The organism is Streptomyces composti (genome assembly GCF_012034205.1).
In the GTDB taxonomy this organism is placed as follows: Bacteria; Actinomycetota; Actinomycetes; order Streptomycetales; family Streptomycetaceae; genus Streptomyces; species Streptomyces composti.
The window spans coordinates 48,924-75,547 of sequence record NZ_JAATEM010000015.1; the positions used below are offsets into that span (position 1 = coordinate 48,924).

The window sequence follows — 26,624 nt, forward strand, 5'->3', positions numbered from 1 at the left end:
ACGCGGGGGCCGGGCACGTCACAGACTGCGCGGCAGGACGGTCACGAGCCGTACAGCGCGATCGGGCACGGGGTGTGCACCACGACGGTGGTCACAGCGTGCGCAGCAGGACCGCCGGCTGCTCCACGCAGTCGGCCACGTACCGCAGGAAGCCGCCCGCGGTGCCGCCGTCGCACACCCGGTGGTCGAAGGTGAGCGAGAGCTGCACCACCTGACGCACGGCCAGTTCGCCCTCGTGCACCCACGGCTTGGGGACGATGCGGCCGACGCCGAGCATCGCGGCCTCGGGGTGGTTGATGATCGGGGTGGAGCCGTCGACGCCGAAGACGCCGTAGTTGTTCAGCGTGAACGTGCCGCCGGTGAGCTCCGCGGGGGTGAGCGTCCCGGCGCGGGCCGCCTCGGTGAGCCGGGCGAACTCCGCGGTGAGCGACTCCGCGTCCCTCCGGTGGGCGTCCCGGACCACGGGGACGACCAGTCCCCGGTCGGTCTGCGCGGCGAACCCGAGGTGCACCTCCGGGTAGCGGACGATCTCCCTGGTCTCGGTGTCGACCGAGGAGTTCAGCTCGGGGAAGCGGGCCAGGGCGGCGGTACAGATCCGGGCCAGCAGCGCCAGCACGGAGATCTTCGGGCCGCCGGCGGCGTTCATCGCGGCGCGGGTGCGCATCAGCTCGGTGGCGTCCGCGTCCACCCAGCAGGTGGCGTCCGGGATCTCGCTGCGGCTGCGGGAGAGCTTGTCGGCGACGGCGCCGCGGATGCCCTTCAGCGGGATGCGGGTGACGCCCGCCGAGACGCCCTGGGCCGTGCCCGCGGCGGCGGCCTGGGCGGTGGTCTGCGCCGCGGGAGCGGGCCGCTCCCGCACCGGGGCGCCCTGGGCCGCCTGGGCTGTCCGGACTCCCTGGGCGGAAGCGGCGCGCAGCGCTTTCTCCACGTCCGCGCGCATGATCAGCCCGTCCGGTCCCGAGCCGGTCATCGAGCGCAGGTCCAGGCCGTTCTGCCGGGCCAGTCTGCGCACCAGCGGCGAGATCACCGGGACGGGACCGTCCACGGGCTCCCGCCGGGCGGCGCTCCTGCCGGACGCCGGGCCGCTGCCCGCGGGCTGCGCCGGGGCGGCCGGGACGGGCCTGGCGGGCCGCACCCTGCGGCGGCGGGCCGGTGCCTCGGAGGTGCCGTAGCCGACGAGGACATTGCCCGAGCCCTCCGCCCGGGAGTCCTCCACCGAGGAGCCATCCGCACGCGCCCCGTCCGAACGGGAGCCCTCGGCACGCGGGCCTTCCGGGCGGGAGCCCTCGCCCTGCGCGCGGGTGCCCCCGGCCGCGGCGCCCGGCTCGCCCTGCCCGCCGCCGGCCGGGCCGCCCTCGGACGGCTCCCCCACCGCGACCGTCAGCAGCGGCGCGCCGACGGGCAGTTCGGTGCCCTCCTCGCCGAAGCGGGCGGTGACCACACCCCCGTAGGGGCAGGGCACCTCGACCATCGCCTTGGCCGTCTCGACCTCGACGACGGGCTGGTCCACGGTGACCACGTCACCGACCTCGACCAGCCAGCGCACGATCTCCGCCTCGGTGAGCCCTTCACCCAGGTCGGGGAGCTTGAACTCCAGCACCTGTGCCATCAGCCCTCGGCCTCCCATTGCAGACGCCCCACGGCGTCCAGGATCCGGTCCACTCCCGGCAGGTGATGGCGCTCCAGCATCGGCGGCGGGTACGGGATGTCGAACCCGGCCACGCGCAGCACCGGCGCCTCCAGGTAGTGGAAGCAGCGCTCGGTGACCCGTGCGGCGATCTCCCCGCCCGGGCCGCCGAAACCGCCCGACTCGTGGACCACGACCGCGCGCCCGGTGCGCCGCACCGAGGCGGCCACCGTCTCGTCGTCGAACGGCACCAGCGAGCGCAGGTCGACGACCTCGAGGTCCCAGCCCTCGGCCCGTGCCGCCTCGGCCGCCTCCAGGCAGACGGGCACGGACGGCCCGTAGGTGATCAGTGTGGCGCTGCGTCCCTGCCGCCGCACCACGGCACGGCCGATCGGCTCGACCGGCGCCGGCTCCTCCGGGTTCCAGGAGTCCTTCGACCAGTAGAGCCGCTTGGGCTCGAGGAAGACCACCGGATCGTCGGAGGCGATGGCGGCGCGCAGCAGTCCGTAGGCGTCGGCGACGGTGGCGGGGGTGACGACGTGCAGGCCGGGCGTCGCCATGTAGTACGCCTCGGAGGAGTCGCTGTGGTGCTCCACGCCGCCGATGCCGCCGCCGTAGGGGATGCGGATGGTGACGGGCAGCGGCATCTTGCCGCGGGTGCGGTTGCGCATCCGGGAGACATGGCTGACCAGCTGCTCGAACGCCGGGTAGGCGAAGGCGTCGAACTGCATCTCCACCACCGGCCGCAGCCCGTACATCGCCATGCCGACCGCGGTGCCGAGGATGCCCGCCTCGGCCAGCGGGGTGTCCGTGCAGCGGTCCTCGCCGAACTCCTTGGCGAGGCCGTCGGTGATCCGGAAGACGCCGCCGAGGGTGCCGACGTCCTCGCCCATGACGTGCACGGACGGGTCGTCGGCCATGGCGTCGCGCAGGGCGCGCGTGAGGGCCTGCGCCATGGTGGCCGGCTTGACGGCGACAGTCGTCATCGCTGGGTCCCTTCCGACTCGGCCTCCGCCTCCAGCTCGGCCCTGAGCTGGGCCTGCTGCTCCCGCAGCTGCGGAGTGGGCTCGGCGTAGACGTGGGCGAAGAGGTCCATGGGGTCGAGGGCGGGGTCCTGGTTCATCCGCTCGCGCAGCGAGGCCGCCATGGTCTCGGCGTCCTGGCGGGCGGCGGCGATGCCGTCCTCGTCGAGCAGGCCGCGCGCGGTCAGCTCGCGCTCGAGCAGCTGGATCGGGTCGTGCTGCTTCCAGGTCTCCACCTCGGCGTCGCCGCGGTAGCGGGTGGCGTCGTCGGCGTTGGTGTGCGCCTCCACCCGGTAGGTGATGGCCTCCACCAGGACCGGGCCGCCGCCGGAGCGGGCGTGCCGCACGGCGTCGGTGAGCACCTCGTGCACGGCGGCGGCGTCGTTGCCGTCGACCAGGCGGCCCGGCATGCCGTAGCCGACCGCCTTGTGCGCCAGGGACGGCGCGGCGGTCTGCTTGGCGAGCGGGACGGAGATGGCGAAGCCGTTGTTCTGGACGAGGAAGACCACCGGGGCCTGCCAGACGGCGGCGAAGTTCAGCGCCTCGTGGAAGTCGCCCTCGCTGGTGCCGCCGTCGCCGACCATGGCGAGCGCCACCACGTCGTCGCCCTTGAGCCGGGCGGCGTGCGCGAGGCCCACCGCGTGCGGCAGCTGGGTGGCGAGCGGGGTGCTCAGCGGGGCCACCCGGTGCTCGTAGGGGTCGTAGCCGGTGTGCCAGTCGCCGCGCAGCAGGGTGAGCGCCTCGACCGGGTCCACGCCGCGGGCGACCACGGCGAGCGTGTCGCGGTAGCTGGGGAAGAGCCAGTCACGTTCCTCGAGGACGAGCGCGGCGGCGACCTCGCAGGCCTCCTGGCCGGTGCTCGAGGGGTAGACCGCGAGACGGCCCTGCTTGGTGAGGGCGGTGGCCTGCGCGTTGTAGCGGCGTCCCTTCACCAGTTCGGCGTACAGCCGGCGCAGCAGCTCCGGGTCGGCCTTGGCCGCCGCCTCGGTGCCGAGCACCCGGTGGGGCTCCGCGTCGGGCAGCAGCGGCGCGGGGTCCGTGCGGGGCTGCCAGGCGGGCGGCGGGGTCGGCCGGTAGGCACCCCGCTGCTCCATGACCGTCATGACGGCACCTCCTCGTGGGAGCAACTCGGCCAGGCGCGTCGCCTGTGACGCGCCTCACCAACCGATTGTTCGGTCGCCGGCACATTTTGGCTACGGGTGGCACCAGGCTGTGGACAAACGGTTCCGCCGGGCCTGAGATGAATGCAGGACGTCCACAGGAGAGAGGCGGGGGCGGGTGACTTCTGAACAAATGGCCGGGGGGCCGGAGGGGGCGGGCCAGCTGCCGCCGCCGCGGCCGCTGGACGCGATCGATCAGGACATCCTCCGCATCCTGCAGGCGGACGGCCGCGCCTCCATACGGTCGGTCGCCGAACGGGTGCACGTCTCACGGGCCAACGCCTACGCACGGATCAACCGGCTCGTCGAGGACGGCGTGATCCGTGGCTTCGGCGCCCGCGTCGACCACGAGCGGGCCGGCCACGGCACCTCCGCCTACATCACCCTGAAGATCGTGCAGAACTCCTGGCGCACGGTGCGCGAGCAGCTGCGGCAGCTTCCCGGCGCCTCGCACATCGCTCTGGTGGGCGGGGACTTCGACGTCCTGCTGCTGGTGCACACCCCCGACAACCGGGCGCTGCGCGAGCTGGTCCTCACCCGCCTCCAGGCGATCCCCGAGGTGCTCAGCACCCGCACGCTGCTGGTGTTCGAGGAGGAGGACCTGGAACCGCAGGGGTGAGGCGGAGGGGCGGCACGTATGAGCGGCCCGCGCGAGCGGCCCCTGCCGGCCCGGCCGACCCGTCAGCGGTCACCACCCGGTGCCGCCGGTCCGCCAGCGGTCCACCACCCAGTGCCGCCGGCCCGCCAGCGGTCCACTCCCCAGCGCCGCCGGCCCGTCAGCGGTCACCACCCGGTGCCGCCGGTCCGCCAGCGGTCCACCACCCAGTGCCGCCGGCCCGTCAGCGGTCCACTCCCCAGCGCCAGAGCAGCTCGCCGCCCACCGGCACCGCGGCCCAGCGTTCGGCGGCGGCGTCCAGCCGCGGCCCGGTCCTGGCCAGCGCCGCCGCGTCGAGCGGCGCCTTCCCGACGCCGCGGCCCTCGACGGGCAGGCCGCTCCACACCCGGTAGGCCCAGGCCACGCGCAGCTCGGCGTCCATCACCGCGTCCCCGCCCCGGCGCAGCACCTTCATGCCGGACCGGCGGTGCCGCCCGGGCGTGACCAGCTCGAAGCCCAGGAAGGTGGCGCCGCGCGCCATCGCGCCCCAGAAGCCGTCGTCGATCCCGAGGGCGGTCTCCACCACCGCGTGGACCAGGTCGTGCGGCATCTTCGGTCCGTCGGGGTGGGCGGGCAGCCGGACGTCCGGCCCCTTCTCACGCCGAACCAGGATCTCGTGCTGGTTGTCCGGCAGCTTCCGGAAGGAGATGTCCATCGGGAGCGATGGTAAGCCGCGGGGCGGGCGCCGCCCACCGAATTTCCCCGGCGGGGAGGTGCACCGGCCGGTCCTCACGCGCATCCTCCCGGCGGGGAGGTGCACCGCTGTTCCTCACGTCCTCCGGGCCTGCGGAGCTCACCCGCGCCCGTCGGCCGCCCTGCGCAGTCCCCCGAACGCGAGCTGGGCCACCGCGTCGGCCACCTCGCGCTCGCTCATGCCGCGCACATCGGGCCGGTACCACTCGACGATCGAGTTGATCATGCCGAAGACCAGCCGGGTCACCAGACCCGCGTCGATGTCGCCGCGTACGTCCCCGTCGGCCGCCGCCTCCTTCACCATCTCGGCCACCCGGTGGTCGAACTCGCGCCGCCGGTCCAGCGCCCAGCGCTCGGTGCCGGTGTTGCCCCGCACCCTCAGCAGCAGCGTGACGTAAGGAAGTTCGGCGATGAGCACCTCGACCATGCGCCGCACCACGTACTCGAGCCGCTCGGCGGGGCGCCCCAGACGGGCCTGCTCCTCGTCGAGGATGCCGAACAGCTCGTCCAGCGCCCGGCTCACCGCCCGACGCAGCAGCTCCTCCTTGCCGGAGACGTGGTGGTATATCGACGACTTGGAGATCCCGGCCGCCTTGGACAGATGCTCCATGGAGGTGCCGTCGTAGCCGCGCTCGTTGAACACCTGCACGGCGACGGACAGCAGGGTCTCCGGGGTGTAGGTGTCCCGCCTGGTGCCGGCGTTGGTGCCGGTGCCGGTGTTGCTGTCGCGTTTGGCGGTGGTCATGGGGTGCCCTCCCGCTTCTCGGTGGCGTAGGCGTGCCGGTACAGCGCGAGCGACGGCGCGTACCGGCCGCAGGCGTCGCGCCGGTGCAGCTCGTCGAGGAGGGAGCAGGCCCATGTGCGGCCGAGCTTGCGGTCCCACTCGAAGGGCCCCAGAGGGTAGTTGACGCCGAGACGCATCGCGGTGTCGATGTCCTCCTCGGTGGCCACGCCCTTGGCGGCGGCGTCGTGCGCCAGGTCGATGATCCGCGCCACCGTCCGCGCGACGATCATGCCGGGGACGTCGCCGATGACGCTGACCTGCTTGCCGAGCGCCTGGAACAGCCCGGTGGCCTCGGCGACGGTCCGCTCGGGAGTGTTCCGGTGGTGCGCCAGGGCGATGCGTGTGGCCCTGCGGTAGTCGAGGGCGAGGTCGAAGTGGACGACGTCGCCGGACTCGGCCGTGGTCCGCCCGTCGGCGAGGGCGAGGCGTCCGCCGCCGGGCAGCACCAGGGCGGCGCGACCGCCGGCGGCGGGCTTCTCCTCGCGCACCTGGATGCCCGCCTCGCGGATCAGCGTGAGCAGTTCGGCGGCCGGGCCGAGGTCGCCCTCGGCGGTGACCTGCGCGGGCGCCGGGGTCCGCGGCGCGGTGTGCGGCTCGGGGCGTTCGGCGCCGTCGCGGTAGTCGTACCAGCCGTGGCCGCTCTTGCGGCCGAGCCTGCCGGACTCGACCAGGCGACGCTGGGCCAGCGAGGGGGTGAACCGCACATCCTGGAAGAACGACTGCCACACCGAGTGGGTGACGGACTCGTTGACGTCCTGCCCGATCAGGTCGGTGAGCTCGAAGGCGCCCATCCGGAAGCCCCCGGACTCGCGCAGCACCGCGTCGACGGTGGCCGGGTCGGCGCCCTGTGACTCGTACACGGCGAAGGCCTCGGCGTAGAAGGGCCGGGCGATGCGGTTGACGACGAAGCCGGGGGTGTCGGCGCAGGCGACCGGGGTCTTGCCCCAGGCGCGGGCGGTCTCACGGGCACGCTCGGCGCAGGCGGGGTCGGTGGCGAAGCCGGAGACCACCTCGACCAGCGGCATGAGCGGCGCCGGGTTGAAGAAGTGCAGGCCGACGAAGCGTCCCGGCACCCGCAGGGCGCCGCCGATGGCGGTGACGGACAGGGAGGAGGTGTTGGTGGCCAGGAGGCAGTCGTCGCCGACGACGTCCTCCAGCGCCCGGAACAGCTCCTGCTTGACGTCGAGGCGCTCCAGGACGGCCTCCGCCACCAGCGTGCAGCCGGCGAGCGAGGCGAGGTCGTCCACGGGCGTCAGCCGGGCCCGGGCGGCGTCCCGGTCGGCGGGGGTGAGCCGTTCTTTCTCGACGAGCCGGTCGAGGCGGGCGCCTATCGCTTCGGCCGCCTCCCTGGCCCGGCCGGGCGCGGCGTCGTAGAGCCGCACGGAGTGGCCCGCGACCAGCGCGACCTGGGCGATTCCCTGGCCCATGGTGCCGGTGCCGACGACGGCCACGGAGCTGCTGAGGTCGAGTGCTGTCATGAGCGCGATCCTCCCGCACGGGTTTTCCACAGATGCGGCGGACCCCCTTGTCCCGACCGATCGTTCGGTTACTCTAGCTCTGACCGCGCATTCCTGCCCACCTTTCTGCCAGGTCAGGAACTCGACGAAGAGTTCTGAAGACGAGGAGTTGGTCCCGTATGGCCGCCGAACTGACCGCGCACGAGCTGATCGCCCGGCACCGGCCCACCCTGGACCAGGCGCTCGAAGCGATCCGCACCCGCGCGTACTGGTCCCCCCACCCCGAGCACCCCAAGGCCTACGGGGAGAACGGCAGCCTGGACCTGGCCGCGGGCAAGGCGGCCTTCGACGCCCTGCTCGGCACCCGCATCGACCTCGGCCAGCCCGGCACCGACGGCTGGGTCGACGGCGAGACCTCCCCCTACGGCATCGAGCTGGGCACCAGCTACCCGCACGCCGACCTGGACGTGCTGCTGCCCGCCATGAAGGCGGGGATGCGCGCCTGGCGCGACGCCGGCGCGGAGGTGCGGGCGGTGGTCTGTCTGGAGATCCTCAAGCGGATCAGCAACCGGACGCACGAGTTCGCGCACGCGGTCATGCACACCTCCGGCCAGGCGTTCATGATGGCGTTCCAGGCGGGCGGCCCGCACGCCCAGGACCGCGGCCTGGAGGCGGTGGCCTACGCCTACGTGGAGCAGGTCCGCACCCCCGACACCGCCGAGTGGACCAAGCCCCAGGGCAAGCGCGACCCGCTCGCGCTGACCAAGCAGTTCGTCCCCGTCCCGCGCGGCATCGGCCTGGTCATCGGCTGCAACACCTTCCCGACGTGGAACGGCTACCCGGGCCTGTTCGCCTCCCTCGCCACCGGCAACGCCGTGCTGGTCAAGCCGCACCCGCGGGCGGTGCTGCCGCTCGCCCTGACCGTGCAGGTGGCGCGCGAGGTGCTCGCCGAGGCCGGCTTCGACCCCAACCTGGTCGCGCTCGCCGCCGAGCGTCCCGGCGAGGGCATCGCCAAGACCCTGGCCACCCGCCCCGAGATCCGGATCATCGACTACACCGGCTCCACCGAGTTCGGCGACTGGCTGGAGACCAACGCCCGCCAGGCACAGGTGTACACGGAGAAGGCCGGCGTCAACACGGTGCTCGTCGAGTCCACCGACAACTACAAGGGCATGCTCTCCAACCTGGCGTTCTCGCTGTCCCTGTACAGCGGCCAGATGTGCACCACCCCGCAGAACCTGCTGATCCCCCGCGAGGGCATCAGCACCGACCAGGGCCCCAAGTCCTACGACGAGGTCGTCGCCGACCTGGCCCAGGCGGTCGACGGTCTGCTCGGGGACGACGCCCGCGCCAACGCCCTGCTCGGCGCGATCGTCAACCCGGACGTCAAGGCCCGCCTGGAGGCCGCCGCCGGACTCGGCGAGGTCGCCCTCGCCTCCCGTGAGATCACCAACCCGGAGTTCCCGGGCGCGGTGGTGCGCACCCCGGTGATCGTGAAGCTGGACGGCTCCAAGCCCGACGCCGAGGCCGCCTACATGAGCGAGTGCTTCGGCCCGGTCTCCTTCGCGGTCGCGGTCGACTCCGCCGGCGACGCGCTGGAGCTGCTGCGGCGCACCATCCGGGAGAAGGGCGCCATGACCGTCGGCGCCTACACCACCTCCCCCGAGGTCGAGGACGGGGTGCGCGAGGTCTGCCTGGAGGAGGCCGCCCAGCTCTCCCTCAACCTCACCGGCGGGGTGTACGTCAACCAGACGGCCGCCTTCTCCGACTTCCACGGCTCCGGCGGCAACCCGGCCGCCAACGCGGCCCTGTGCGACGGAGCGTTCGTCGCCAACCGCTTCCGGGTGGTCGAGGTGCGCAGGGAGGCGTGAGCCTGCTGCGGGGAGCTGACACCTGACGGTCTGAGGCCGGGCCCGATCACCTGAAGGCCCGGCCCGGGTTTCAGGAGGGTGCGCCCCCGAAGGCACTCCAGTGGTACAGCGTCATCGCCACGCTGGTGGCGAGGTTGTAGCTGGAGACCTGGGGGCGCATCGGCAGCGCCACCAGATGGTCCGCCCGCGCCCGCAGAGCGGGCGTGAGCCCGGTGCGCTCGGAACCGAAGGCGAGCAACGCGTCGTCGGGCAGCTTCAGCGAGCGGATGTCCTCGCCCTCCGGGTCCAGCGCGAACAGCGGGCCCGAGGGCAGCTCGCCCACGGTCAGCCGCTCCACGGCGGTCGCGAAGTGCAGCCCCGCCCCGCCGCGCACCACGGTGGGATGCCAGGGGTCGAGCGTGCCGGTGGTGACGACCCCGGTCGCCCCGAAGCCGGCGGCCAGCCGGATCACGGCCCCGGCGTTGCCCAGGTTGCGCGGCTGGTCGAGGACCACGACCGGTGCGGTGCGCGGAGTCCGGGTCAGCCGCTCCAGGTTGCCGGCACGGGACGGCCGTACGGCCAGGGCGGCCATGGCGGTGGGGTGCGGGCGCGGGACCAGCGAGGCGTACGTCTCCTGCGGCACCTCGGTCAGCAGCCCGGCCAGCGTGTCCCGGACGTCCGGGGCCAGCTCACCGGCCAGGGCGAGCGCGGCGGCCTTGTCGGCGGCGACCGCGACGGGGACCTCGGCGCCGAAGCGCAGCGCGTGCTTGAGGGCGTGGAAGCCGTCGAGCAGGACGGCACCGCCGGCCGTACGGCGCCAGACCGCCACGGCGTCCGCCGCGGAGGTCGCCGGCTCGCCTCGGCCGGACGTGCCCTGGCCCTGGTGGGACGTGCCCCGGGAGTCGGTCATGCCCAGCAGCCTACGTGCGCGGACGCGGGCGCCCCTCGGGTGCGCGAGAGGAGGGCTCGGTCCCGGGGGCGGAGGCGTGCGGAGCGGGCTCGGGGGCGGAGCCCTGAGCGTTCCGGGTCTGCCGCGCGTCCCGGGCGGGGTCGTCCGGGAGGCGTTGCGGGGGGAGAGGAGGCGCCGGGTGCGAACCCTGCCGCGGGGTGCCCTGCTGCGGGGTGCCCTGCTCCGCGAGCCGTTGCTCCGGGAGCCGCTGCCGGGGGAGGGGCGGGCCGCCCGTGGGGCCGCGCCCGAGCAGCCGGGCCCGTGCGCGTGCCGCTCCGTCGCCCAGGCGGCGCAGGAAGGACGTCGGCAGGAAGACCATGTCCACCGCGATCATCGCCAGCGAGAAGAACGGCAGCCCCAGCACCACCGCGATCACCGCGTGCTCGGTGATCATCAGCGCCAGCAGGACGTTCTTCACCCGCCGGTTGAACAGCGTGAACGGGAAGGCGACCTGCACGATGACCGTGCCGTAGCTCATCAGCATCACCAGCGTGCCGCTGGAGGACAGCAGGTCGGCGAGGCCCGGCCAGGGGGAGAAGTACTTCAGTTGCAGCGGGTAGTAGACGGCCGTGCCGTCCTGCCAGCGGGAGCCCTGCACCTTGTACCAGCCGGCCGTGGCATAGATCAGACACGCCTCGGCCATGATCACCAGCAGGGCGCCGTTGTGCACGATGTTGGCGACGACGTCCAGCAGAATCCGCGGCTGCGGGTTCCGGCCGAGGCGCCCGGCCAGCCACCACAGGGCCTGCGCGGTCCAGACCGTCCAGAGCAGGACGGGGATCAGGCGTTCGCCGTCGTCCATCCGGCCCGCGAGCGTCATGGCGAGCAGCAGCACGCCGAACACCACCCACAGCGCCGGTCCCGCCCGGTCCCGCACCCGCTCGCCGCGCGCCAGGGCCGCCGCCTGACGGCGGGCGCGCCGGGCGTCCAGGGACCACACCTGACCGCACCGCGTGAACACCAGGTACACGGCCATCAGGTGCAGCACGTTGTCGCCGCCGTCGCCCATGAAGATGCTGCGGTTCTGCAGCGACAGCACGCCCACCATGAACAGCACGGACATGGTGCGGGTGCGCCAGCCGAGCAGCAGCAGCACGCTCCACAGCATCGCCAGCGCGTAGAGGAACTCGAACCAGCCCCGCCCGTCGAACCACAGCAGCGCGGTGAACGCGCCGTTCGAGCCGACCAGCTGCTCGGCCAGGTCCGAGCTCCAGGGGCCGTCGGGCCCGTACAGCTCGTGGCGGTGCGGGAACTCGCGCAGCAGGAACAGCAGCCAGGTCAGGCTGAAGCCGATGCGGAGCACGGCGGTCTGACAGGGGCCGGCAGCGGAGTCGGCCACGCGTGCGATCAGGGCGGAGACCGCCAGCGAGAGACGGTTCATCCGGCACCTCCGCGCGCCGTGTCCCCGGAGCCCTCGGAGCCTCCGGAGTCCTCGGAGCCTTCGGAGCCTCCGGAGTCCTCGGAGCCTTCGGAGTCCTTCGGCACGGACCACCAGGGCAGGGTGCGGTACACCGGCGTCGTGGAGATCTTCTCGTCGCTCCACTTCGGGGGCGGGACGTTCGTGGTGCGGGAGCGGATCTGCACCTGCTGGATCACACCGCCGTCGCCGGCCGCGCCCGCCCGGTCCAGGCGGAGCAGGGCGATCCGGCGCAGGTAGGTCTCGGAGAGCGCACCGCGCAGCCCGACCGGACGGTTCTTGTCGTCATGGGTCGCGACGAAGAAGTCCCACGCGCGGCGCAGCTCGTTCTGCTGCGTGTGGCTGGGCAGCGGATTGCCGTCGATGGCCCGGCCGTCCTCGGCGGACAGGTCGTACCAGCGGGTGGTGCGCACTCCCCCGTCCGGGGTGCCTATCTCGGCGCGGACCTGGACCGCGATGTTCTGCTGCAGCGGATTCGGCGCGAACAGCTTCCAGTTCTGCTCGAACTCGGGGTAGATCCACTCCTCGATCACGTCGCCGTGCTGCTTGCTGACCGTGTTGGGCGGAGCCACGTGCAGGAAGGTCATCCCGAGATGCGCACACACGGTGACGGCGACGGCGGCCAGCGCCACGGCGGCGGCGATCCGGTAGCGCAGCGACAGGGCGGCTATGCCGGTCGGAGGGTCGGCGGCTGGGACCGGGGGTGGTGGGGGTGACGGCTCGCGGGAGGGGGCGGAGACCGGGCGGGGGGTGACGAGGGTCCAGCCTGGGGTGGGGGAGGAGGGCTTGGGCGCGGGTGCGGCCACCCGCGCGGGCGGGGGCGGGACGGTGCCGGGGCCGTCGGCGTCGGCGTCGGCGCCGTGCGGTACGGCGGCATCGCCGTCGCCGCCGTGCGGTACGGCGGCATCGCCGTCGCCGCCGTGCGGTACGGCGGCATCGCCGTCGCCGCCGTGCGGTACGGCGGCATCGCCGTCGCCGCCGGCCCGCGTGGGTGCCGGTTCCCTGCCGTCCGCAGCGGCCGGAGTGGTCGACGTGGCCGGACCGTCGTCGCCGGCCGGCCCCTCGCCGGAGACCGGCTGTCCGGAAACCGACCGCTGGGCGGCCTGCCGTGGCGAGCCCGGCTGCTGCGGGGCCTGCTGCCCCGGCGGTATCCGGGACGCGGTGTGGCCGGAGTCGGAGGCGGTGTCCGGTGCGGGATCCGGCCGGCCGCGGCGCGCGTCGGGACCGTTCGGCTCACCCGGCCCGCGCCGGGCGTCCGAGCCCTCGTCGTACGCGTCCATTCCGCCCCGTCCCACGGTCTCGTTCCCTCGCCGCCACCGTCCGGCGGCCGATCAGCCGCGAGGCCCGGCGGCCGCGCCACCCGCTCGCTGATTTACTGCGGTCCTCAGCGCTCCCGCGGCCTCCCTCAGGAACCCGTGGCCTCCCTGGTTTCCCTCGGGATCCCGTGGGCTCCGTCGGGTTCCCGTGGGCTTCCTCGGGCTCCTACGAGTTCCCGGCCTCCTCCGGGCCCCTGTGGATCGCGCTCCTCCGCATCGCACGGAACGGTACTCAGCTCAGGCCGTCCGAGCCCAGTCCGTGCGGCCGGTCCGTGCCGTGGCCGTGACCACATCGCAGCGCGCCAGGCGCCGTGCTCCCGTCCGGGACCGCTCCCCACGTCCGTCCACAGGCAGCCCCCGCAGGTTATCCACAACGGTTGACACCGTGCGGCCCCCGACCCACCATGGAATCGCACGAACCGAACGATCGGTCGGGAGCGTGCTCCGAGAAGCACCCAGGTCGAGGGGGACCTCATGGCGACAGCAGCCGCCCACGAGACGGCCCGCAGCCAGCCGTCCGGCGCACCGGAGAGCGCCGACGACAGCACTGCGGAGTTCCAGCGCGCCTTCGACGCGGCGGTGGCCGCCGACGAGCGGATCGAGCCGCGCGACTGGATGCCCGACGGATACCGGGCCACGCTGATCCGGCAGATCGCCCAGCACGCGCACTCCGAGATCATCGGTATGCAGCCGGAGGCCAACTGGATCACCCGCGCGCCCTCCCTGCGCCGCAAGGCCATCCTGATGGCCAAGGTGCAGGACGAGGCCGGCCACGGCCTGTACCTGTACAGCGCCGCCGAAACCCTCGGCACCAGCCGCGACGAGCTCCTCGACAAGCTGCACTCCGGCCGCCAGAAGTACTCCTCGATCTTCAACTACCCGACGCTGACCTGGGCGGACGTCGGCGCGATCGGCTGGCTGGTGGACGGCGCCGCGATCACCAACCAGGTCCCCCTGTGCCGCTGCTCCTACGGCCCCTACGCGCGGGCGATGGTCCGCATCTGCAAGGAGGAGTCCTTCCACCAGCGCCAGGGCTACGAGCTGCTGCTCGCCCTCAGCAAGGGCACCCCCGAGCAGCACGAGATGGCCCAGGACGCGGTCAACCGCTGGTGGTGGCCCTCGCTGATGATGTTCGGCCCGCCCGACGACGAGTCGCAGCACTCCGCACAGTCGATGGCCTGGAAGATCAAGCGGCACTCCAACGACGAGCTGCGCCAGCGCTTCGTCGACATCTGCGTCCCCCAGGCCGAGTCCCTCGGCCTCACCCTCCCCGACCCGGACCTGAAATGGAACGAGGAGCGCGGGCACTACGACTTCGGCCCGATCGACTGGTCGGAGTTCTGGGAGGTCCTCAAGGGCAACGGCCCGTGCAACGAGCAGCGGCTCTCCCGGCGCCGGCGCGCCCATGAGGAGGGCGCCTGGGTCCGGGAGGCGGCAGCGGCCTACGCGGCCAAGCACACCACGGGCGGGCCCGGCCGCCAGTCCGATGTCGACGGCACCACCGGTGCGCACCACGCGGCGAACGCGAACGGCGAGAACGTGAACGGCGAGACAGGAGCGAAGCGAGCATGACCACCACCGACTGGCCCCTGTGGGAGGTCTTCGTGCGCTCGCGCCGGGGCCTGTCCCACACCCACGCCGGCAGCCTCCACGCGCCGGACGCGGAGCTCGCCCTGCGCAACGCACGCGACCTGTACACCCGGCGCGGCGAGGGCGTCTCCATCTGGGTCGTGCCGTCGTCCGCGATCACCGCCTCCTCGCCCGACGAGAAGGACCCGTTCTTCGAGCCGACCGCCGACAAGCCCTACCGGCACCCCACCTTCTACGAGATCCCCGAGGGGGTGCAGCACCTGTGACCACGCCCACCGTCAAGGACACCGCCCTCGCCCCGGCCGCGCTGGCCCTCGGCGACGACGCCCTGGTGCTCTCCCACCGCCTCGGCGAGTGGGCAGGCAACGCCCCCGTGCTGGAGGAGGAGGTCGCCCTCGCCAACATCGCGCTCGACCTGCTCGGCCAGGCGCGGATGCTCCTCTCGATGGTCGGCGACGAGGACGAGCTGGCCTTCCTCCGCGAGGAGCGCGCCTTCCGCAACCTCCAGCTGGTGGAGCAGCCCAACGGCGACTTCGCCCACACCATCGCCCGCCAGCTGTACTTCTCCGTCTACCAGCACCTGCTGCACACCCAGCTGGCCGACGGCGACGGCCCCTTCGCCGCGCTGGCCGCCAAGGCCGTCAAGGAGACCGCCTACCACCGCGACCACGCCGAGCAGTGGACCCTCCGCCTCGGCGACGGCACAGAGGTCAGCCACGACCGGATGCAGCAGGCCGCGAACGCGCTGTGGCGCTACACCGGCGAGATGTTCCAGCCCGTCGAAGGCCTGGACATCGACTGGACGGCCCTTCAGACCGCCTGGCTGGAGCAGATCGAGGACGTGCTGCGCCGGGCCACCCTCTCCGTGCCCGAAGGGCCCCGCACGGGAGCCTGGTCGGCCGGTGCGGGCCGGCAGGGTCTGCACACCGAGCCCTTCGGCCGCATGCTCGCCGAGATGCAGCATCTGCACCGCAGCCACCCGGGGGCGTCATGGTGACCACCACGACTCCGCTGGAGGAGGAACTGCTCGAGCTGGCCGGGTCGGTGCCCGACCCGGAGCTGCCCGTGCTCACCCTGCGCGAACTGGGCGTCGTCCGCGCGGTGCACGCCCGGGGGGCGGACAGCGTCGAGGTCGAGCTGACCCCGACCTACACCGGCTGCCCCGCCATCGAGGCGATGGCCCTCGACATAGAGCGCGTCCTGCACGAGCACGGCATACGCGAGGTCACCGTCCGCACGGTGCTGGCGCCCGCCTGGTCCACCGACGACATCACCGAGGAGGGCCGGCGCAAGCTGCGCGAGTTCGGCATCGCACCGCCACGCGTCCGCAACGCCTCCGGCCCGGTCCCCGTCGCCCTCGGCCCCACCCGCACCCGCGACGCCGACCCGTCCGCCGCCGGTGCCGACGAGCTTGAGGCCGTCCGCTGCCCGCACTGCGGATCCGCCGACACCGAACTGCTCAGCCGCTTCTCGTCCACCGCGTGCAAGGCGCTGCGCCGCTGCCTGACCTGCCGCGAACCGTTCGACCACTTCAAGGAGTTGTGATGGCCCGCTTCCACCGGCTCCGGGTGGCCGCGGTCGACCGGCTCACCGACGACTCCGTCGCCCTCACCTTCGCCGTTCCGCCCGAGCTGCGCGAGGAGTACCGGTACCTGCCCGGCCAGCACCTGGCGCTGCGCCGCACGGTCGACGGCCAGGAGATACGGCGCACCTACTCCATCTGCTCCCCCGCACCCGACGGCGAGGGGCCGAGCACCCTGCGCGTCGGCGTGCGCCTGGTCGAGGGCGGCGCCTTCTCCACCTACGCCCTGAAGGAGATCAACCTCGGCGACGAGCTGGAGGTCATGACCCCGGCCGGCCGCTTCACCCTCCAGCCGGCGCACGGCCAGTACGCGGCGATCGTCGGCGGCAGCGGCATCACCCCGGTGCTGTCCATCGTCTCCACCCTGCTCGCCCGCGAGCCCCGGGCGCGGTTCTGCCTGATCCGCAGCGACCGCACCGCAGCCTCCACGATGTTCCTCGAAGAGGTCGCCGACCTGAAGGACCGCTACCCCGACCGGTTCCAGCTGGTCACCGTGCTCTCCCGCGAGGAGCAGCAGGCCGGGCTGCCGTCCGGCCGGCTCGACCAGGAGCGGCTGACCGGACTGCTTCCGGCGCTGCTGCCCGTGGAGCAGGTCGACGGCTGGTTCCTGTGCGGCCCCTACGGACTGGTCGAGGGCGCCGAGCGGACCCTGCGCGCCCTGGGCGTGCCCCGCGCCCGCATCCACGAGGAGATCTTCCACGTGGACGCGAGCCCCGCCCCCGCCCGCACGGCCACGGCCCCCGCCCACAGCACGGTCACCGCCCGGCTCGACGGACGCGGCGGCACCTGGCCCGTCCAGGACGGCGAGTCCCTGCTCGACACGGTGCTGCGCAACCGCCCCGACGCCCCCTACGCCTGCAAGGGCGGCGTCTGCGGGACCTGCCGTGCCTTCCTGGTCTCCGGCGAGGTGCGGATGGACCGCAACTTCGCCCTGGAGGCGGAGGAGACCGAGGCGGGCTACGTCCTGGCCTGCCAGTCGCACCCGCTCACCGAGAAGGTGGAGCTGGACTTCGACCGGTAGCCCCGGACGGTGGCCCCGCAGAGGAGAGCCGGCACAGAAGGTCCGATGCGCCCACCCGGTGGCCGGGCCCCTGGAAGCTCGGCGGCCGGCCCCGGGCGCGCGTACGCCAGCCCGGGCCCGACCCCGGTGGCCAGGCCCGCACGCACCGGACCTTCTCTCCTCCTGAAGGCTGTTCTAGCTCGACGCCCCGTCAGGTTGGCGTCGGCCGGCGCACCCGTGCGCCGTGAGAGGACAGGGACCCGTGGACTTCACCTTCGCCGAGGAGCAGCAGGCAGCCGCCGAAGCAGCACGGGGCGTCTTCGCCTCCGTCGCCCCGGACACCGTGCCCAGCCCCGCCCTCACCCCGGCGCCGTTGCGCCGACGGCTGCGACCGCGCCCTGTGGTCCCGGCTCGCCGAGGCCGACCTGCTGAGCCTGCCGCTCGACCCGGAACACGGCGGATCCGGCCTCGACGCGATCGCCCTGTGCCTGGTGCTGCGCGAGTCGGCGAAAGTACTGGCCCGCGTACCGCTCCTGGAACATCGCCCGCGCCGCCGCGGCCATCCAGGCCCACGGCAGCCCGCTGCCCGCCACCGCGGACGTCACCGTCGCCAAGATCTGGGCGGCGGAACGAGTGTGCCGGGTCGTGCAGACCGCCCAGCACCTGCACGGAGGCTTCGGCGCCGACGTGGACTACCCCCTGCACCACTACCACGCCCGGGCCAAACACCTGGAACTCACCCTCGGCCCGGCAGCCGCCCACGAGGAGACCCTCGGGGACCCGCTGGCCGCCCATCCACCCACCTGACCGGACACGGACGAAGAGCCGCTCACGGCCTCCGGCCCCCGGAAACTACAGCACGTGCCCGGTCTGACCGTCGTCCGTGACGACCGGACGCCCGGCGGCCTCCCACTCCTGCATACCGCCGTCCACGTTCACGGCGTCGATTCCCTGCTGCACCAGATACATCGTGACCTGGGCGGAACGCCCGCCGGAACGGCAGATCACATGCACCCGGCCGTCCTGAGGCGCGGCCTCGGTCAGCTCGCCGTAGCGGGCCACGAACTCACTGACCGGGATGTGCAGCGCGCCGGCCGCGTGACCGGCCTTCCACTCGTCGTCCTCACGGACGTCCAGCAGAAAGTCGCCGTCCTTGACGTCCGCGACCCCGACCGTGGGCACAGCAGCTCCGAAACTCATGTCTGAGACGCTACCCGAAGAGACGGACCGAGGCTCACGCCAGCAGGGAGGCCAGCTCCGCCTCCCGCTCGGCCAGCTGGGCACGCAGCTGCTCGGCGATCTCGTCGAGCAGACCGTCGGGGTCGTCCGGAGCCAGCCTGAGCATGGAGCCGATCGCGCTCTCCTCCAGTTCCTTGGCGAGCACGGTGAGCATCTCCTTGCGCTGGGAGAGCCACTCGAGGCGGGCGTACAGCTCCTCCGCGGCGCTCCGGGCGCGCTTCAGCTGCGGCCCCGCGGCCCACTCCGCCGCCAGTTCCTCGAGCTCGTCCACGCTGCCACGGGCGTAGGCGGCGTTCACCCGGGTGATGAACTCCTCGCGGCGCTCGCGCTCGGACTCCTGCTGCGCCAGGTCCGGGTGGGCCTTGCGGACCAGCTCGCGGTACAGCTTGCGGGCCTCCTCGCTGGGCCGCACCCGCTGCGGGGGCTTCACCGGCTGGTCGGTGAGCATGGCGACGGCCTCGGGGTAGAGCCCCTTGTCGTCCATCCAGCCGTTCATCAGCTCTTCCACACCGGGTATGGGCGCCAGCCGGGCGCGCGCCTCCGCGGCACGGCGCAGATCCTCGGGGTCGCCGGTGCGGTCGGCGCGGGCCTGCAGGATCTGGGCGTCCAGCTCCTCGAGACGGGCGTACATCGGTCCGAGCTTCTGCTCGTGCAGCCGGGAGAAGTTCTCGACCTCGATACGAAAGGTCTCCACCGCGATCTCGAACTCGATCAGCGCCTTCTCCGCGGCCCGGACGGCCTGCTCAAGCCGCTCCTCGGCCCGCGCGGCCTTCTCACCACCGGGGGCCTGCTCCGCCCCGGCGGCACCACCCTGCACACCTTCCGACTCCATCACCCGCCCAGCGTAGGGCACGGGCGCGGGGGGCAGGGATTCTCGTCCCTCCGCGACCTCCGGGGGGCCTCCCCTCCCCCCACCCCGCCCCCTCATCGGTTCGAGCTTCAGCCCGCAGCGCTCACCCGCACCGGATCGCGCGTGCGCGCCGCACACCGCCCGCCGGGGCCGGCGCGTCCACGCGCCCGGACAAACCGCAGCCTGCCCCAGGAACGCACACCGCCCCCGGGCACATTCACCGCGCCACGGCCACGACCACAGCCACCGGCACCAGCACCAGCACCAGCACCAGCACCAGCGCATCCGCACCGGCACCGGCACCATTGCACCGGCACGGCCCGGCCGTGGCGCTCGCCCGTCAGACCCCCAGCTCCGCCGCGATCCGTCCCGAGCGCACCGCGCTCAGCAGGTCGGCGTGGTCGGCCTCGGTGCGGTCGGCGTAGGCGACGGCGAACGCGGCTATCGCCGTGTCCAGCTCGTCGTTCTTGCCGCAGTAGCCGGCGATCAGGCGCGGGTCGGCGCTGTGCGAGTGGGCGCGGGCCAGCAGGGCTCCTGTCATGCGCGCGTAGTCGTCGATCTGGTCGGCGGCCAGCGCCGCCGGGTCCACACTGCCCTTGCGGTTGCGGAACTGCCGCACCTGATAGGGCCGCCCCTCGACCGTCGTCCAGCCCAGCAGGCTGTCACTGACCACCTGCATCCGCTTCTGGCCGAGCACCACCCGCTTGCCCTCGTGCTCGGTGCCGGGCACCTCGAAGCCGGCCGTCTCCAGATGCGGCAGCAGCGCCGACGGGCGGGCCTCCTTCACCTGCAGCACCAGCGGCTTGCCCCGGTGGTCCAGGAGCAGGACGACGTAGGAGCGCGTGCCCACGCTGCCCGTGCCGACGACGCGGAACGCCACGTCGTGCACCGCGTGCCGGGCCAGCAGCGGAAGGCGGTCCTCCGGCAGCGTGGTGAGGTACTGCTCCAGGGAGGCGGCCACGGCCCTGGCCTCCTCGTCCGGGACCCGGCGCAGCACCGGCGGTGCGTCGACGAACCGGCGCCCGCCGTCCTCCGTCGCCTCGGTGGACTTGGCGGCGAAGCGGCCGCTGGTGTTGGCGCGGGCCTTCTCCGCGACCCGCTCCAGGGTGCCGAGCAGATCGTGGGCGTCGGTGTGGGAGACCAGCTCCTCGTCGGCGATGGCGTTCCACGCGTCCAGCGCGGGCAGTTTCGACAGCAGGCGCATGGTGCGGCGGTAGGCGCCGACCGCGTCGTAGGCGGCCTCCTGGCACACGGCCTCGTCCGCGCCGGCCTCCCGGCCGGCGAGCACCAGCGAGGCGGCGAGCCGCTTCAGGTCCCACTCCCAGGGGCCGTACACGGTCTCGTCGAAGTCGTTGAGGTCGATGACCAGGCGGCCGCGTGCGTCGCCGTAGAGGCCGAAGTTGGCTGCGTGGGCGTCGCCGCATATCTGGGCGCGGATCCTGGTCATGGGGGTGCGGGCCAGGTCGTAGGCCATCAGGCCGGCCGAGCCGCGCAGGAAGGCGAAGGGCGTCGCCGCCATCCGGCCCACCCGTATCGGGGTGAGTTCGGGCAGCCGGCCGCGTCCGGACTCCTCGACCGCCGTCACCGCATCGGGGCGGGAGCCGTCCAGCTCGAGCCTGGCGTGAGCGCTGCGCGGCACCACCCGGCGCAGAGCCTTGCCCTCCGCCTTGGGGGACCCCTGGGCCGGCCACTCGGCGAAGCCCGGCACGCGCGGCAGCCGCCGCCCGGCACCGGAATCCGGGCCGGCCCCCTGGGCGGACGTGTCCGCCGGTCCGCCCTGGCGTCCCACCGTGCGCGTGCTCTCCACCCCGGCGACGACCTCGGTCACAGCAACCGCCTCCCCCGTACGCAGGTCAGGTCCGTCCGCGCTTCACGGCGAAGCGCTGGAATTCTCGATCGATGGAGACCGTAACAACCGGCGACGGAACGGCGTCAGACCCTGTGGACAACTCATGAGTTGTGGAAAACCCAGCGATCCTGGCGAGGCGCAGGAGCAGGCGCAACCGGGAACACCGCCTACAGCCCCCTTCCGTCCCCCTTCCGTCTGCTTCCGTCCCCTTCGGTCTCCGCGCCCACAGCCCCATCCCTCTCCGCACCCCGGCCCGCTAGCCGGCCTCCGCAATGGGCTCCATCCGTCCCTGGGCCACCAGTCCCGCCGCGCGGTTCTCCGCGATGTCCAGCCGGGCCAGCACAGCGGGCACGGCGATCCCCGGCAGCAGGTGATGGAAGAGAATCACCACCCGGCGTTCCAGATCCTCCCGCTGGCAGCGCAGCTGGGACAGCAGCTGCACCCCCGAGAAGCTGGCCACCAGCAACTCGGCCGTCTCCGCCGGGTCGACGTGCGGCAGCAGCTCGCCGCCGGCCTTCGCCTCGTTCAGCAGGCGCTCGGTCTGGTCGATCCACATGCCGAAGGCCGGGGTGCGGTCCAGACCCAGCGCGCCCTGGTCCAGGGCGAGTCCGACGCTGGCCCGCACCAGCGGCTCGGTCCGCAGCCGCAGCGCCAGCACCAGACCGGAGTCCACCAGTTCCTGCAGCTTGCTGGGCTGCGGCGGCAGCGAGACCGCCAGCTGCTCCTCGAAGATGCCGAGCGCCAGCTCCTCCTTCGACCCGAAGTGGAAGTACAGCGCACCCTTGGTCACACCGGCCCGTTCCAGAATCTCCCCGATGGTCGCCGAGGTGTAGCCGCGTTCGTCGAAGACGGCCGCCGCCGCCTCCAGGATGGTCCGCCGTGTGCGGATCGCGCGCTCCTGTCGCGCCATCGGGTGCCTCCTGATCTCCGTGGATCTCTGCTCTCGCGCCGTCGATCGCATGGACCGCCGCGAGGTCGTGCTGCCTCATCGTGGCGCCAACGCGGTGCGGTGAAGCCCGTACTGCGTTCCGCTGGCGCCCTGCGGGCGCGGCGTGGGTGCGCTCGTCCGTCGCTCGTCCCGGCGAAGTGGATCACCCTTGGAAAAAAACCGTCCCGTCCGTATCTTAGTTCGACGTCCACCGGTGCCAGTTCATAGATCCCGGGGGTTCCCGCATGCCGAAGAATCGTGCCTCGAGCGCGCCCACGGAGGATCAGACCGGACAGCAGGGCATGGCCGCAAACGCAGCAGGCGGCGGCGGTGGAACCAGCACCCCCAGCTCCGGCACACTCGGCACATCCAACGCGCCCAGCGCGCCCAGCACCCCCGTCACGACCCCTATCACGCCCGGGCTCGCCCACCGGACCCGCGCATCGGACGTCTTCCCCGCGGACTGGACCCGGCTCTCCGACACCCGCTTCCGGGTGACCGCCCACTGGCCCGACGACCACCCGTTCTTCGGCCCCGTCGACGACCGGCACCAGGACCCGATGATCGTCGGCGAGACGATACGCCAGACCTCCATGGCCCTGGCGCACGCGGCGTTCGACGTTCCGGCGGACACGCATTTCGTCATGTGGGACCTGGAGGTCACCACGGACCCGCGGGCCCTGCGCCGCGCGGACGCGGCCGAGCCGGTCACGGTGGACGTCGTCTGCTCCGAGATACGCCGCCGGGGCCGCGGCCTGAGCAGCATGCGCACCACGATGGAGTTCCGTCGCGCGGGACGCCTCGTCGCGCGCGGCACCGGCAGCACCGGCTGCACCTCACCGGCCGCCTACCGCCGCCTGCGCGGCGAGCAGTTGGCGGCACGGGAGAAACCCGTACCGCTCCTTGCCGCGATCTCCCCCGGCGAGGCCGGCCGCACCCACGATCAGGACGTCGTCCTCTCCCCGCTCGACACACCGCTCGACGCACGGCTCGACACACCGCGCGGCGCACCGCTCGATGAACGGCAGCCGCATCCCGCCGCGGCCTCCCACGGCGGCCGCCCCACCACCTGGCTGCTGCGTGTCAATACCGCGCACCCGGTCCTCTTCCCGCGCCCCAACGACCACGTCCCCGGCATGGTCCTGTTCGAGGCGGCCCGTCAGGCGGCCACCGCGGCCACCGGCAAGCGCCCCTTCCTCCCCAGCGACATGTCGGCCTCCTTCAACCGCTACGCCGAACTGCACAGCCCCTGCCTGATCGAGGCGGAAGTCCTCGACAAGGGCGAGGACGAGACCACGGTCCGCGTCCACGGCCACCAGGACAACCAGACCGTCTTCACCGCGGTCCTCACCTCCGGAACCTCCCGACTCACCGACCCCAGCCCAGGCCCCGACCCCAGCCCAGGCCCCGGCCCCGGCCCGGGCGCAGACCCCGGAGCGCGGCGACAGCACCCATGACCACGCATCTCCTCATCACCGGCGCGACCGGCTTCATCGGCAGCCGGGTCGCCGCCGCGGCCCATCGCCGCCCGGGCGTCCGCGTCAGCCTCCTGACCCGCCACGCCGCACCCGCCACCACCACGGCACGAACCGCGCCCCCGGCCACGGCCGTCCCGGCCACCATTCCCGGCGATCTCGCCGACCCCCGCTCCCTGCACGGCAGTTGCACCGGTGTCGACGTCCTCGTCCACTGCGGCTCCCTCATCACCGGCACCCCGGAGGACGTGGCGGCGGTCAACGACCAGGGAACCAAGGCCCTGATGGACGAGGCGACCCGCGCGGGTGTCCGCCGCATCGTCTACCTGAGCACGGCCGCCGTCCACGGCCGAGGCCCCTTCCGCGGGGTACGCCCCGGCGAGGCACCGATCGCCCCGGCCTCCACCACCAGCGCCACCCGGGCCGCAGCCGAACGGCACGTTCTCGAAGCGGGCGGCCTCGTCCTGCGCCCCCACCTGGTCTACGGCACGGGCGACCGCTGGGTCGTCCCCGGACTCGTGGGTCTGCTGCGGGAGTTGTCGGCCACCCTCACCGACTGCCCGACGCTGCACTCGATGATCGATGTCGACACCCTGGGCCGCGCGGTCGTCGCCGCGGCCCTCTCCCCGTCCCTCGCCCCCGGCGCCCACTACGTCAACCACCCGGACCCGGTCAGCGCGACGGACCTGCTCGCCGCCGTCGCCGCCCAGGTGGAGCGCCCGCCGACCGGTGCCGCCGTCGACATCCCCACCGCCCGCACCCGCGCCGCCGGCTCGCCCATGGCCCGGCACCACCTCGGCATGCTCACCGTGGACCACTGGTTCACCGACGACGCCTTCTGGAAGTCGGTGGACTGCCCCCCGGGCGACGGCTTCCCCCGCACCTTCCCCCAGGCAGCCCCCTGGTACCGCTCCTACCTGTCCGGCCGCTGACCGAGCACCGCACACCACCGCACACCACCGCCGACGCACACCACCCCCGACGCACACCACCGCCAACGCAGGTCAGGACCAACGCAGGTCAGGGCCCACGAGAGTGGCAAACCGTCCAGACGGTTCGAGCGTCACCCTGCGCAGTGTGGCGCCCCTGGCCGACGAGGAAGGGCCGCCCACATGGACGGTCCGCCGACTGCTCCGGTGAGCCCCACGCCTGATCCCGCTCAGCCCCGGTCCCCTCCCGCGCCCGGTCCGCATCGCAGGAGTCCTGGTGCCGGTACGGGTACGGCAGCGGCGGTGCGCTCACCCCGTCCCGTGCCGTCCGCTCCTCGGGCGTCTGGGGTCGGCGGCGCGTCCGAAGAGCAGCAGGCCGCGCCGGAGGGCAGGGCGAACGCGGTGTCGACCCACCGCAGGCCGCTCAGGGCGAAGCCGGGGTCCTCACCGAGGACGGACAGGGCGGCGATGAGAAGGGAGAAGTCCAGTGCGAGCGTGAACTGGGCCCCGCACAGCAGGGCGATGACGGACCACTGGCGCGCCGTCCGCGAGGGCGTCACCAACCGGTTGATGCTGCACACGGCGCGGACCGGAACGGACCCGCGAGAAGGTGATGGAGCTGCTCGAGCAGGACGAGCGCAAGGGCCGCATCTCGCTGGCCGAAGCAGGCTGAGGCCGCCTTCTGCGAGCCAGGAAGCCAGGTCGCTGGATCCGAGGCGGCGGCCGGTCACGGGCGGGTTCCCCGGCCCCGTCGCTCAAGACCCGCTGAAGACCCGCTGAAGACGCACCGGGGGCCCGCCCAGGAGACAGCCCTCACCTGGATAACAGTGCTCCACTCACGGACAGTGCTCTGCTACACAGGACCGGGGTGCGCAGGGACGGGCCGGAGCGCCGTGTCCCGGCCCTCTCTCTTCCCGTGAGCCAAGGAGCGCGTCCGTGATCCCCAAGAGCAAGGCCGCAGCAGCGGGTGCCGTCGTCGTGGTGGCCCAGGGCATGGGCCCGGCCACCCGGTCCACCGCCGTCGCCGACGAGTCGCAGGTGAGTCCGGCCGCCCAGGAGCCGCCCGCCGGCTCCGTGACGCCGAGCGAGGGCCTCACCTCGGCGGGCTGCGAGGTGCCGGGCACGGCCGGGCGCGGGACGCGGTGATGCGCCTGCCCCGCCCGCTGGGCATCTCCGCACCCGCGACCTATCTGCCTGAGCGGCGGCAGAGCGCGCGGGAAGCCGTCGAGCAGGGGCTGCTCGACGCCGACACCGCTGCGGAACTGGGGTACGACCGGCTGCCGGTGGCCGATCTGGCCCCACCCGAGATGGCGGTCGAGGCGAGTCGGCGCACGCTCGCCGAGGCGGGTGTCCCGGCCGGGGACCTCGGTCTCGTCCTGCATGCCTGGATCCACTACCAGGGTCACGACCTGTGGTCCCCGGCACACTTCATCGCCGACCGGCTGGGGGCCGGGTCGGCGACACCGGTCGGTGTGCAGCAGGTGTGCAACGGCGGTGCCGCGGCCGTGGAACTTGCCGCGGCGCGGCTCTTCCTGGAACCGGGCCTCGGCCCGGCACTGATCACCACGGCCGACGCGTTCCTGGATCCGGGCTTCGACCGGTGGACCGGTGACTACGGCATCGGTTACGGCGACGGGGCCACCGCGCTGCTGCTGCACCGCCTGGAGGACGCCGAGGGCGGACGGCCCGCGCCCCTGCTGCTGCACGCGCTCTCCACCGTGGCCGCACCGCAGCTGGAGCGTATGCACCGTGGCGACGACCCGTTCAGCCCCGCCGCCCGCTCGCTCGGACCCAGGGTCGACATCCGGCGCACCAAGAAGGCGTTCCTCGAAGCCGAGGGCCTCGAGGCGTTCACCGAGGCCAGCGCCCGGGCGCTGCAGTCGGCGGTGACTCAGTGCCTTGCGGACGCGGGTTGGGAGACCACCGGTGATGTGCCGCTGCGCTACGTGGTGGCGCCGCGGCTGGGCCGCAAGACCGTCGACCTGGCCTACGCCCCTCTGCTGAGCAAGCTGACGGGTGCTCACCTCCTGCACCCCGGTGCGGACACCGGTCATCTCGGTGCCGGCGACACCGCGGCGAGCCTCGCGGAGCTGCACGCCGCCCGGATGCTGGAACCCGGCGACCATGCCCTCCTGGTGAGCGCCGGAGCCGGCTTCACCTGGTCCTGCCTCCTGGTCAGTGCCGCCTGACACGCTCCGGCCCTGACACGCTCCGGCCGCAGGCACCGGCAGCGCCGCACCGGACTGCGCAGC

At 73.3% G+C, this 26,624-nt stretch carries 25 protein-coding genes and 1 pseudogene; 12 read left to right on the forward strand and 14 right to left on the reverse strand.

Going from position 1 to position 26,624, the window contains the following annotated elements; all coding sequences use genetic code 11:
• Positions 1-91 precede the first annotated feature (91 nt).
• From HCJ93_RS14000 to pdhA, 3 genes are read right to left on the reverse strand one after another with little or no spacing between them, the layout of a single operon-like run.
• Positions 92-1,609, reverse strand: a complete 1,518-nt coding sequence (locus HCJ93_RS14000; RefSeq protein WP_167994928.1) for a dihydrolipoamide acetyltransferase family protein — start codon at positions 1,607-1,609, stop codon at positions 92-94.
• Positions 1,609-2,613: an alpha-ketoacid dehydrogenase subunit beta gene (locus HCJ93_RS14005; protein WP_167994930.1), complete on the reverse strand. Its 1,005-nt coding sequence runs from the start codon at positions 2,611-2,613 to the stop codon at positions 1,609-1,611. The genes HCJ93_RS14000 and HCJ93_RS14005 overlap by 1 nt, the downstream gene beginning before the upstream one ends.
• Positions 2,610-3,752 carry a pyruvate dehydrogenase (acetyl-transferring) E1 component subunit alpha gene (pdhA, locus tag HCJ93_RS14010; RefSeq protein WP_167994932.1) on the reverse strand — a complete coding sequence of 381 codons (1,143 nt, stop codon included), beginning with the start codon at positions 3,750-3,752 and terminating at the stop codon, positions 2,610-2,612. Before pdhA ends, HCJ93_RS14005 begins: the two co-directional genes overlap by 4 nt.
• A 190-nt stretch (positions 3,753-3,942) precedes the next feature.
• On the opposite strand from pdhA, the gene HCJ93_RS14015 reads away from it, so the two are divergent.
• Entirely contained in the window at positions 3,943-4,428 is a 486-nt protein-coding gene (locus HCJ93_RS14015; protein ID WP_167996116.1) for an Lrp/AsnC family transcriptional regulator, read from the forward strand.
• Positions 4,429-4,648: 220 nt separating this feature from the next.
• Here HCJ93_RS14015 and HCJ93_RS14020 read toward each other — a convergent pair whose 3' ends face one another.
• The 3 genes from HCJ93_RS14020 to HCJ93_RS14030 form a co-directional block, all read right to left on the reverse strand.
• Positions 4,649-5,119: a hypothetical protein gene (locus HCJ93_RS14020; protein ID WP_167994934.1), complete on the reverse strand. Its 471-nt coding sequence runs from the start codon at positions 5,117-5,119 to the stop codon at positions 4,649-4,651.
• A gap of 138 nt (positions 5,120-5,257) precedes the next feature.
• The gene (locus HCJ93_RS14025) at positions 5,258-5,902 is read right to left on the reverse strand and encodes a TetR/AcrR family transcriptional regulator (RefSeq protein ID WP_167994936.1); all 645 of its coding nucleotides are present in this window, start codon (positions 5,900-5,902) and stop codon (positions 5,258-5,260) included.
• A complete protein-coding gene (locus tag HCJ93_RS14030; RefSeq protein WP_167994938.1) occupies positions 5,899-7,419 on the reverse strand; it encodes a 3-hydroxyacyl-CoA dehydrogenase in 1,521 nt (506 codons plus the stop codon). The genes HCJ93_RS14025 and HCJ93_RS14030 overlap by 4 nt, the downstream gene beginning before the upstream one ends.
• A 158-nt stretch (positions 7,420-7,577) precedes the next feature.
• Here HCJ93_RS14030 and paaN point away from each other — a divergent pair, with 158 nt between their 5' ends.
• The gene (paaN, locus tag HCJ93_RS14035) at positions 7,578-9,269 is read left to right on the forward strand and encodes a phenylacetic acid degradation protein PaaN (protein WP_167994949.1); all 1,692 of its coding nucleotides are present in this window, start codon (positions 7,578-7,580) and stop codon (positions 9,267-9,269) included.
• 70 nt (positions 9,270-9,339) lie between these two features.
• Here paaN and HCJ93_RS14040 read toward each other — a convergent pair whose 3' ends face one another.
• The 3 genes from HCJ93_RS14040 to HCJ93_RS30030 are packed head-to-tail and all read right to left on the reverse strand — an operon-like array spanning position 9,340 to position 12,420.
• On the reverse strand, positions 9,340-10,158 hold the full coding sequence (locus tag HCJ93_RS14040; protein ID WP_167994951.1) for a TrmH family RNA methyltransferase: 819 nt from the start codon (positions 10,156-10,158) through the stop codon (positions 9,340-9,342).
• 10 nt (positions 10,159-10,168) lie between these two features.
• On the reverse strand, positions 10,169-11,578 hold the full coding sequence (locus HCJ93_RS14045; protein ID WP_240967594.1) for an HTTM domain-containing protein: 1,410 nt from the start codon (positions 11,576-11,578) through the stop codon (positions 10,169-10,171).
• A complete protein-coding gene (locus HCJ93_RS30030) occupies positions 11,575-12,420 on the reverse strand; it encodes a DUF5819 family protein (protein ID WP_309141404.1) in 846 nt (281 codons plus the stop codon). The genes HCJ93_RS14045 and HCJ93_RS30030 overlap by 4 nt, the downstream gene beginning before the upstream one ends.
• Positions 12,421-13,404: 984 nt before the next feature.
• Here HCJ93_RS30030 and paaA point away from each other — a divergent pair.
• The 6 genes and pseudogenes from paaA (at position 13,405) to HCJ93_RS14080 (ending at position 17,909) form a co-directional block, all read left to right on the forward strand.
• Positions 13,405-14,502, forward strand: coding sequence for a 1,2-phenylacetyl-CoA epoxidase subunit PaaA (paaA, locus tag HCJ93_RS14055; protein ID WP_240967595.1), 1,098 nt, complete (start codon positions 13,405-13,407; stop codon positions 14,500-14,502).
• Positions 14,499-14,786, forward strand: a complete 288-nt coding sequence (paaB, locus tag HCJ93_RS14060) for a 1,2-phenylacetyl-CoA epoxidase subunit PaaB (RefSeq protein ID WP_167994953.1) — start codon at positions 14,499-14,501, stop codon at positions 14,784-14,786. The genes paaA and paaB overlap by 4 nt, the downstream gene beginning before the upstream one ends.
• Entirely contained in the window at positions 14,783-15,517 is a 735-nt protein-coding gene (paaC, locus tag HCJ93_RS14065; protein WP_167994964.1) for a 1,2-phenylacetyl-CoA epoxidase subunit PaaC, read from the forward strand. Before paaB ends, paaC begins: the two co-directional genes overlap by 4 nt.
• Positions 15,514-16,065, forward strand: a complete 552-nt coding sequence (gene paaD, locus HCJ93_RS14070) for a 1,2-phenylacetyl-CoA epoxidase subunit PaaD (protein WP_167996118.1) — start codon at positions 15,514-15,516, stop codon at positions 16,063-16,065. Before paaC ends, paaD begins: the two co-directional genes overlap by 4 nt.
• Complete coding sequence (gene paaE, locus HCJ93_RS14075; RefSeq protein ID WP_167994974.1) at positions 16,065-17,123, forward strand: 1,2-phenylacetyl-CoA epoxidase subunit PaaE; 1,059 nt, start codon at positions 16,065-16,067, stop codon at positions 17,121-17,123. The genes paaD and paaE overlap by 1 nt, the downstream gene beginning before the upstream one ends.
• A 241-nt stretch (positions 17,124-17,364) precedes the next feature.
• Positions 17,365-17,909, forward strand: a pseudogene (locus HCJ93_RS14080) (acyl-CoA dehydrogenase family protein).
• 45 nt (positions 17,910-17,954) lie between these two features.
• Here HCJ93_RS14080 and HCJ93_RS14085 read toward each other — a convergent pair.
• The 4 genes from HCJ93_RS14085 to HCJ93_RS14100 all read right to left on the reverse strand — a co-directional run bounded on the left by HCJ93_RS14085 (position 17,955) and on the right by HCJ93_RS14100 (position 21,950).
• Positions 17,955-18,284 carry a rhodanese-like domain-containing protein gene (locus HCJ93_RS14085; protein WP_167996119.1) on the reverse strand — a complete coding sequence of 110 codons (330 nt, stop codon included), beginning with the start codon at positions 18,282-18,284 and terminating at the stop codon, positions 17,955-17,957.
• 52 nt (positions 18,285-18,336) lie between these two features.
• Positions 18,337-19,173, reverse strand: coding sequence for a hypothetical protein (locus tag HCJ93_RS14090; RefSeq protein WP_206317410.1), 837 nt, complete (start codon positions 19,171-19,173; stop codon positions 18,337-18,339).
• A gap of 358 nt (positions 19,174-19,531) precedes the next feature.
• Positions 19,532-20,980, reverse strand: a complete 1,449-nt coding sequence (locus HCJ93_RS14095) for a DUF2252 domain-containing protein (RefSeq protein WP_373563578.1) — start codon at positions 20,978-20,980, stop codon at positions 19,532-19,534.
• 316 nt (positions 20,981-21,296) lie between these two features.
• Entirely contained in the window at positions 21,297-21,950 is a 654-nt protein-coding gene (locus tag HCJ93_RS14100) for a ScbR family autoregulator-binding transcription factor (RefSeq protein ID WP_167994976.1), read from the reverse strand.
• Positions 21,951-22,270: 320 nt separating this feature from the next.
• On the opposite strand from HCJ93_RS14100, the gene HCJ93_RS29855 reads away from it, so the two are divergent.
• Positions 22,271-23,425 carry a ScbA/BarX family gamma-butyrolactone biosynthesis protein gene (locus HCJ93_RS29855; RefSeq protein ID WP_277350721.1) on the forward strand — a complete coding sequence of 385 codons (1,155 nt, stop codon included), beginning with the start codon at positions 22,271-22,273 and terminating at the stop codon, positions 23,423-23,425.
• Positions 23,422-24,375, forward strand: a complete 954-nt coding sequence (locus HCJ93_RS14110) for an NAD-dependent epimerase/dehydratase family protein (RefSeq protein ID WP_167994980.1) — start codon at positions 23,422-23,424, stop codon at positions 24,373-24,375. The genes HCJ93_RS29855 and HCJ93_RS14110 overlap by 4 nt, the downstream gene beginning before the upstream one ends.
• 227 nt (positions 24,376-24,602) lie before the next feature.
• Here HCJ93_RS14110 and HCJ93_RS30165 read toward each other — a convergent pair whose 3' ends face one another.
• Positions 24,603-24,953 carry a hypothetical protein gene (locus HCJ93_RS30165; RefSeq protein ID WP_167994982.1) on the reverse strand — a complete coding sequence of 117 codons (351 nt, stop codon included), beginning with the start codon at positions 24,951-24,953 and terminating at the stop codon, positions 24,603-24,605.
• A gap of 355 nt (positions 24,954-25,308) precedes the next feature.
• Between HCJ93_RS30165 and HCJ93_RS14120 the strand changes: the two genes are divergently transcribed.
• The gene (locus tag HCJ93_RS14120) at positions 25,309-25,518 is read left to right on the forward strand and encodes a hypothetical protein (protein WP_167994984.1); all 210 of its coding nucleotides are present in this window, start codon (positions 25,309-25,311) and stop codon (positions 25,516-25,518) included.
• The gene (locus tag HCJ93_RS14125) at positions 25,518-26,561 is read left to right on the forward strand and encodes a 3-oxoacyl-[acyl-carrier-protein] synthase III C-terminal domain-containing protein (protein ID WP_167994986.1); all 1,044 of its coding nucleotides are present in this window, start codon (positions 25,518-25,520) and stop codon (positions 26,559-26,561) included. The genes HCJ93_RS14120 and HCJ93_RS14125 overlap by 1 nt, the downstream gene beginning before the upstream one ends.
• The last annotated feature ends 63 nt before the right edge of the window (positions 26,562-26,624 follow it).

Bases quoted from the DNA above. Each gene is read 5' to 3' on its own strand.
- HCJ93_RS14000 (WP_167994928.1), bottom strand. From the start codon at position 1,609: ATGGCACAGGTGCTGGAGTTCAAGCTCCCCGACCTGGGTGAAGGGCTC.
- HCJ93_RS14005 (WP_167994930.1), bottom strand. From the start codon at position 2,613: ATGACGACTGTCGCCGTCAAGCCGGCCACCATGGCGCAGGCCCTCACG.
- pdhA (WP_167994932.1), bottom strand. From the start codon at position 3,752: ATGACGGTCATGGAGCAGCGGGGTGCCTACCGGCCGACCCCGCCGCCC.
- HCJ93_RS14015 (WP_167996116.1), top strand. From the start codon at position 3,943: ATGGCCGGGGGGCCGGAGGGGGCGGGCCAGCTGCCGCCGCCGCGGCCG.
- HCJ93_RS14020 (WP_167994934.1), bottom strand. From the start codon at position 5,119: ATGGACATCTCCTTCCGGAAGCTGCCGGACAACCAGCACGAGATCCTG.
- HCJ93_RS14025 (WP_167994936.1), bottom strand. From the start codon at position 5,902: ATGACCACCGCCAAACGCGACAGCAACACCGGCACCGGCACCAACGCC.
- HCJ93_RS14030 (WP_167994938.1), bottom strand. From the start codon at position 7,419: ATGACAGCACTCGACCTCAGCAGCTCCGTGGCCGTCGTCGGCACCGGC.
- paaN (WP_167994949.1), top strand. From the start codon at position 7,578: ATGGCCGCCGAACTGACCGCGCACGAGCTGATCGCCCGGCACCGGCCC.
- HCJ93_RS14040 (WP_167994951.1), bottom strand. From the start codon at position 10,158: ATGACCGACTCCCGGGGCACGTCCCACCAGGGCCAGGGCACGTCCGGC.
- HCJ93_RS14045 (WP_240967594.1), bottom strand. From the start codon at position 11,578: ATGAACCGTCTCTCGCTGGCGGTCTCCGCCCTGATCGCACGCGTGGCC.
- paaA (WP_240967595.1), top strand. From the start codon at position 13,405: ATGGCGACAGCAGCCGCCCACGAGACGGCCCGCAGCCAGCCGTCCGGC.
- paaB (WP_167994953.1), top strand. From the start codon at position 14,499: ATGACCACCACCGACTGGCCCCTGTGGGAGGTCTTCGTGCGCTCGCGC.
- paaE (WP_167994974.1), top strand. From the start codon at position 16,065: ATGGCCCGCTTCCACCGGCTCCGGGTGGCCGCGGTCGACCGGCTCACC.
- HCJ93_RS14090 (WP_206317410.1), bottom strand. From the start codon at position 19,173: ATGGAGTCGGAAGGTGTGCAGGGTGGTGCCGCCGGGGCGGAGCAGGCC.
- HCJ93_RS14100 (WP_167994976.1), bottom strand. From the start codon at position 21,950: ATGGCGCGACAGGAGCGCGCGATCCGCACACGGCGGACCATCCTGGAG.
- HCJ93_RS29855 (WP_277350721.1), top strand. From the start codon at position 22,271: ATGGCCGCAAACGCAGCAGGCGGCGGCGGTGGAACCAGCACCCCCAGC.
- HCJ93_RS14110 (WP_167994980.1), top strand. From the start codon at position 23,422: ATGACCACGCATCTCCTCATCACCGGCGCGACCGGCTTCATCGGCAGC.
- HCJ93_RS14125 (WP_167994986.1), top strand. From the start codon at position 25,518: ATGCGCCTGCCCCGCCCGCTGGGCATCTCCGCACCCGCGACCTATCTG.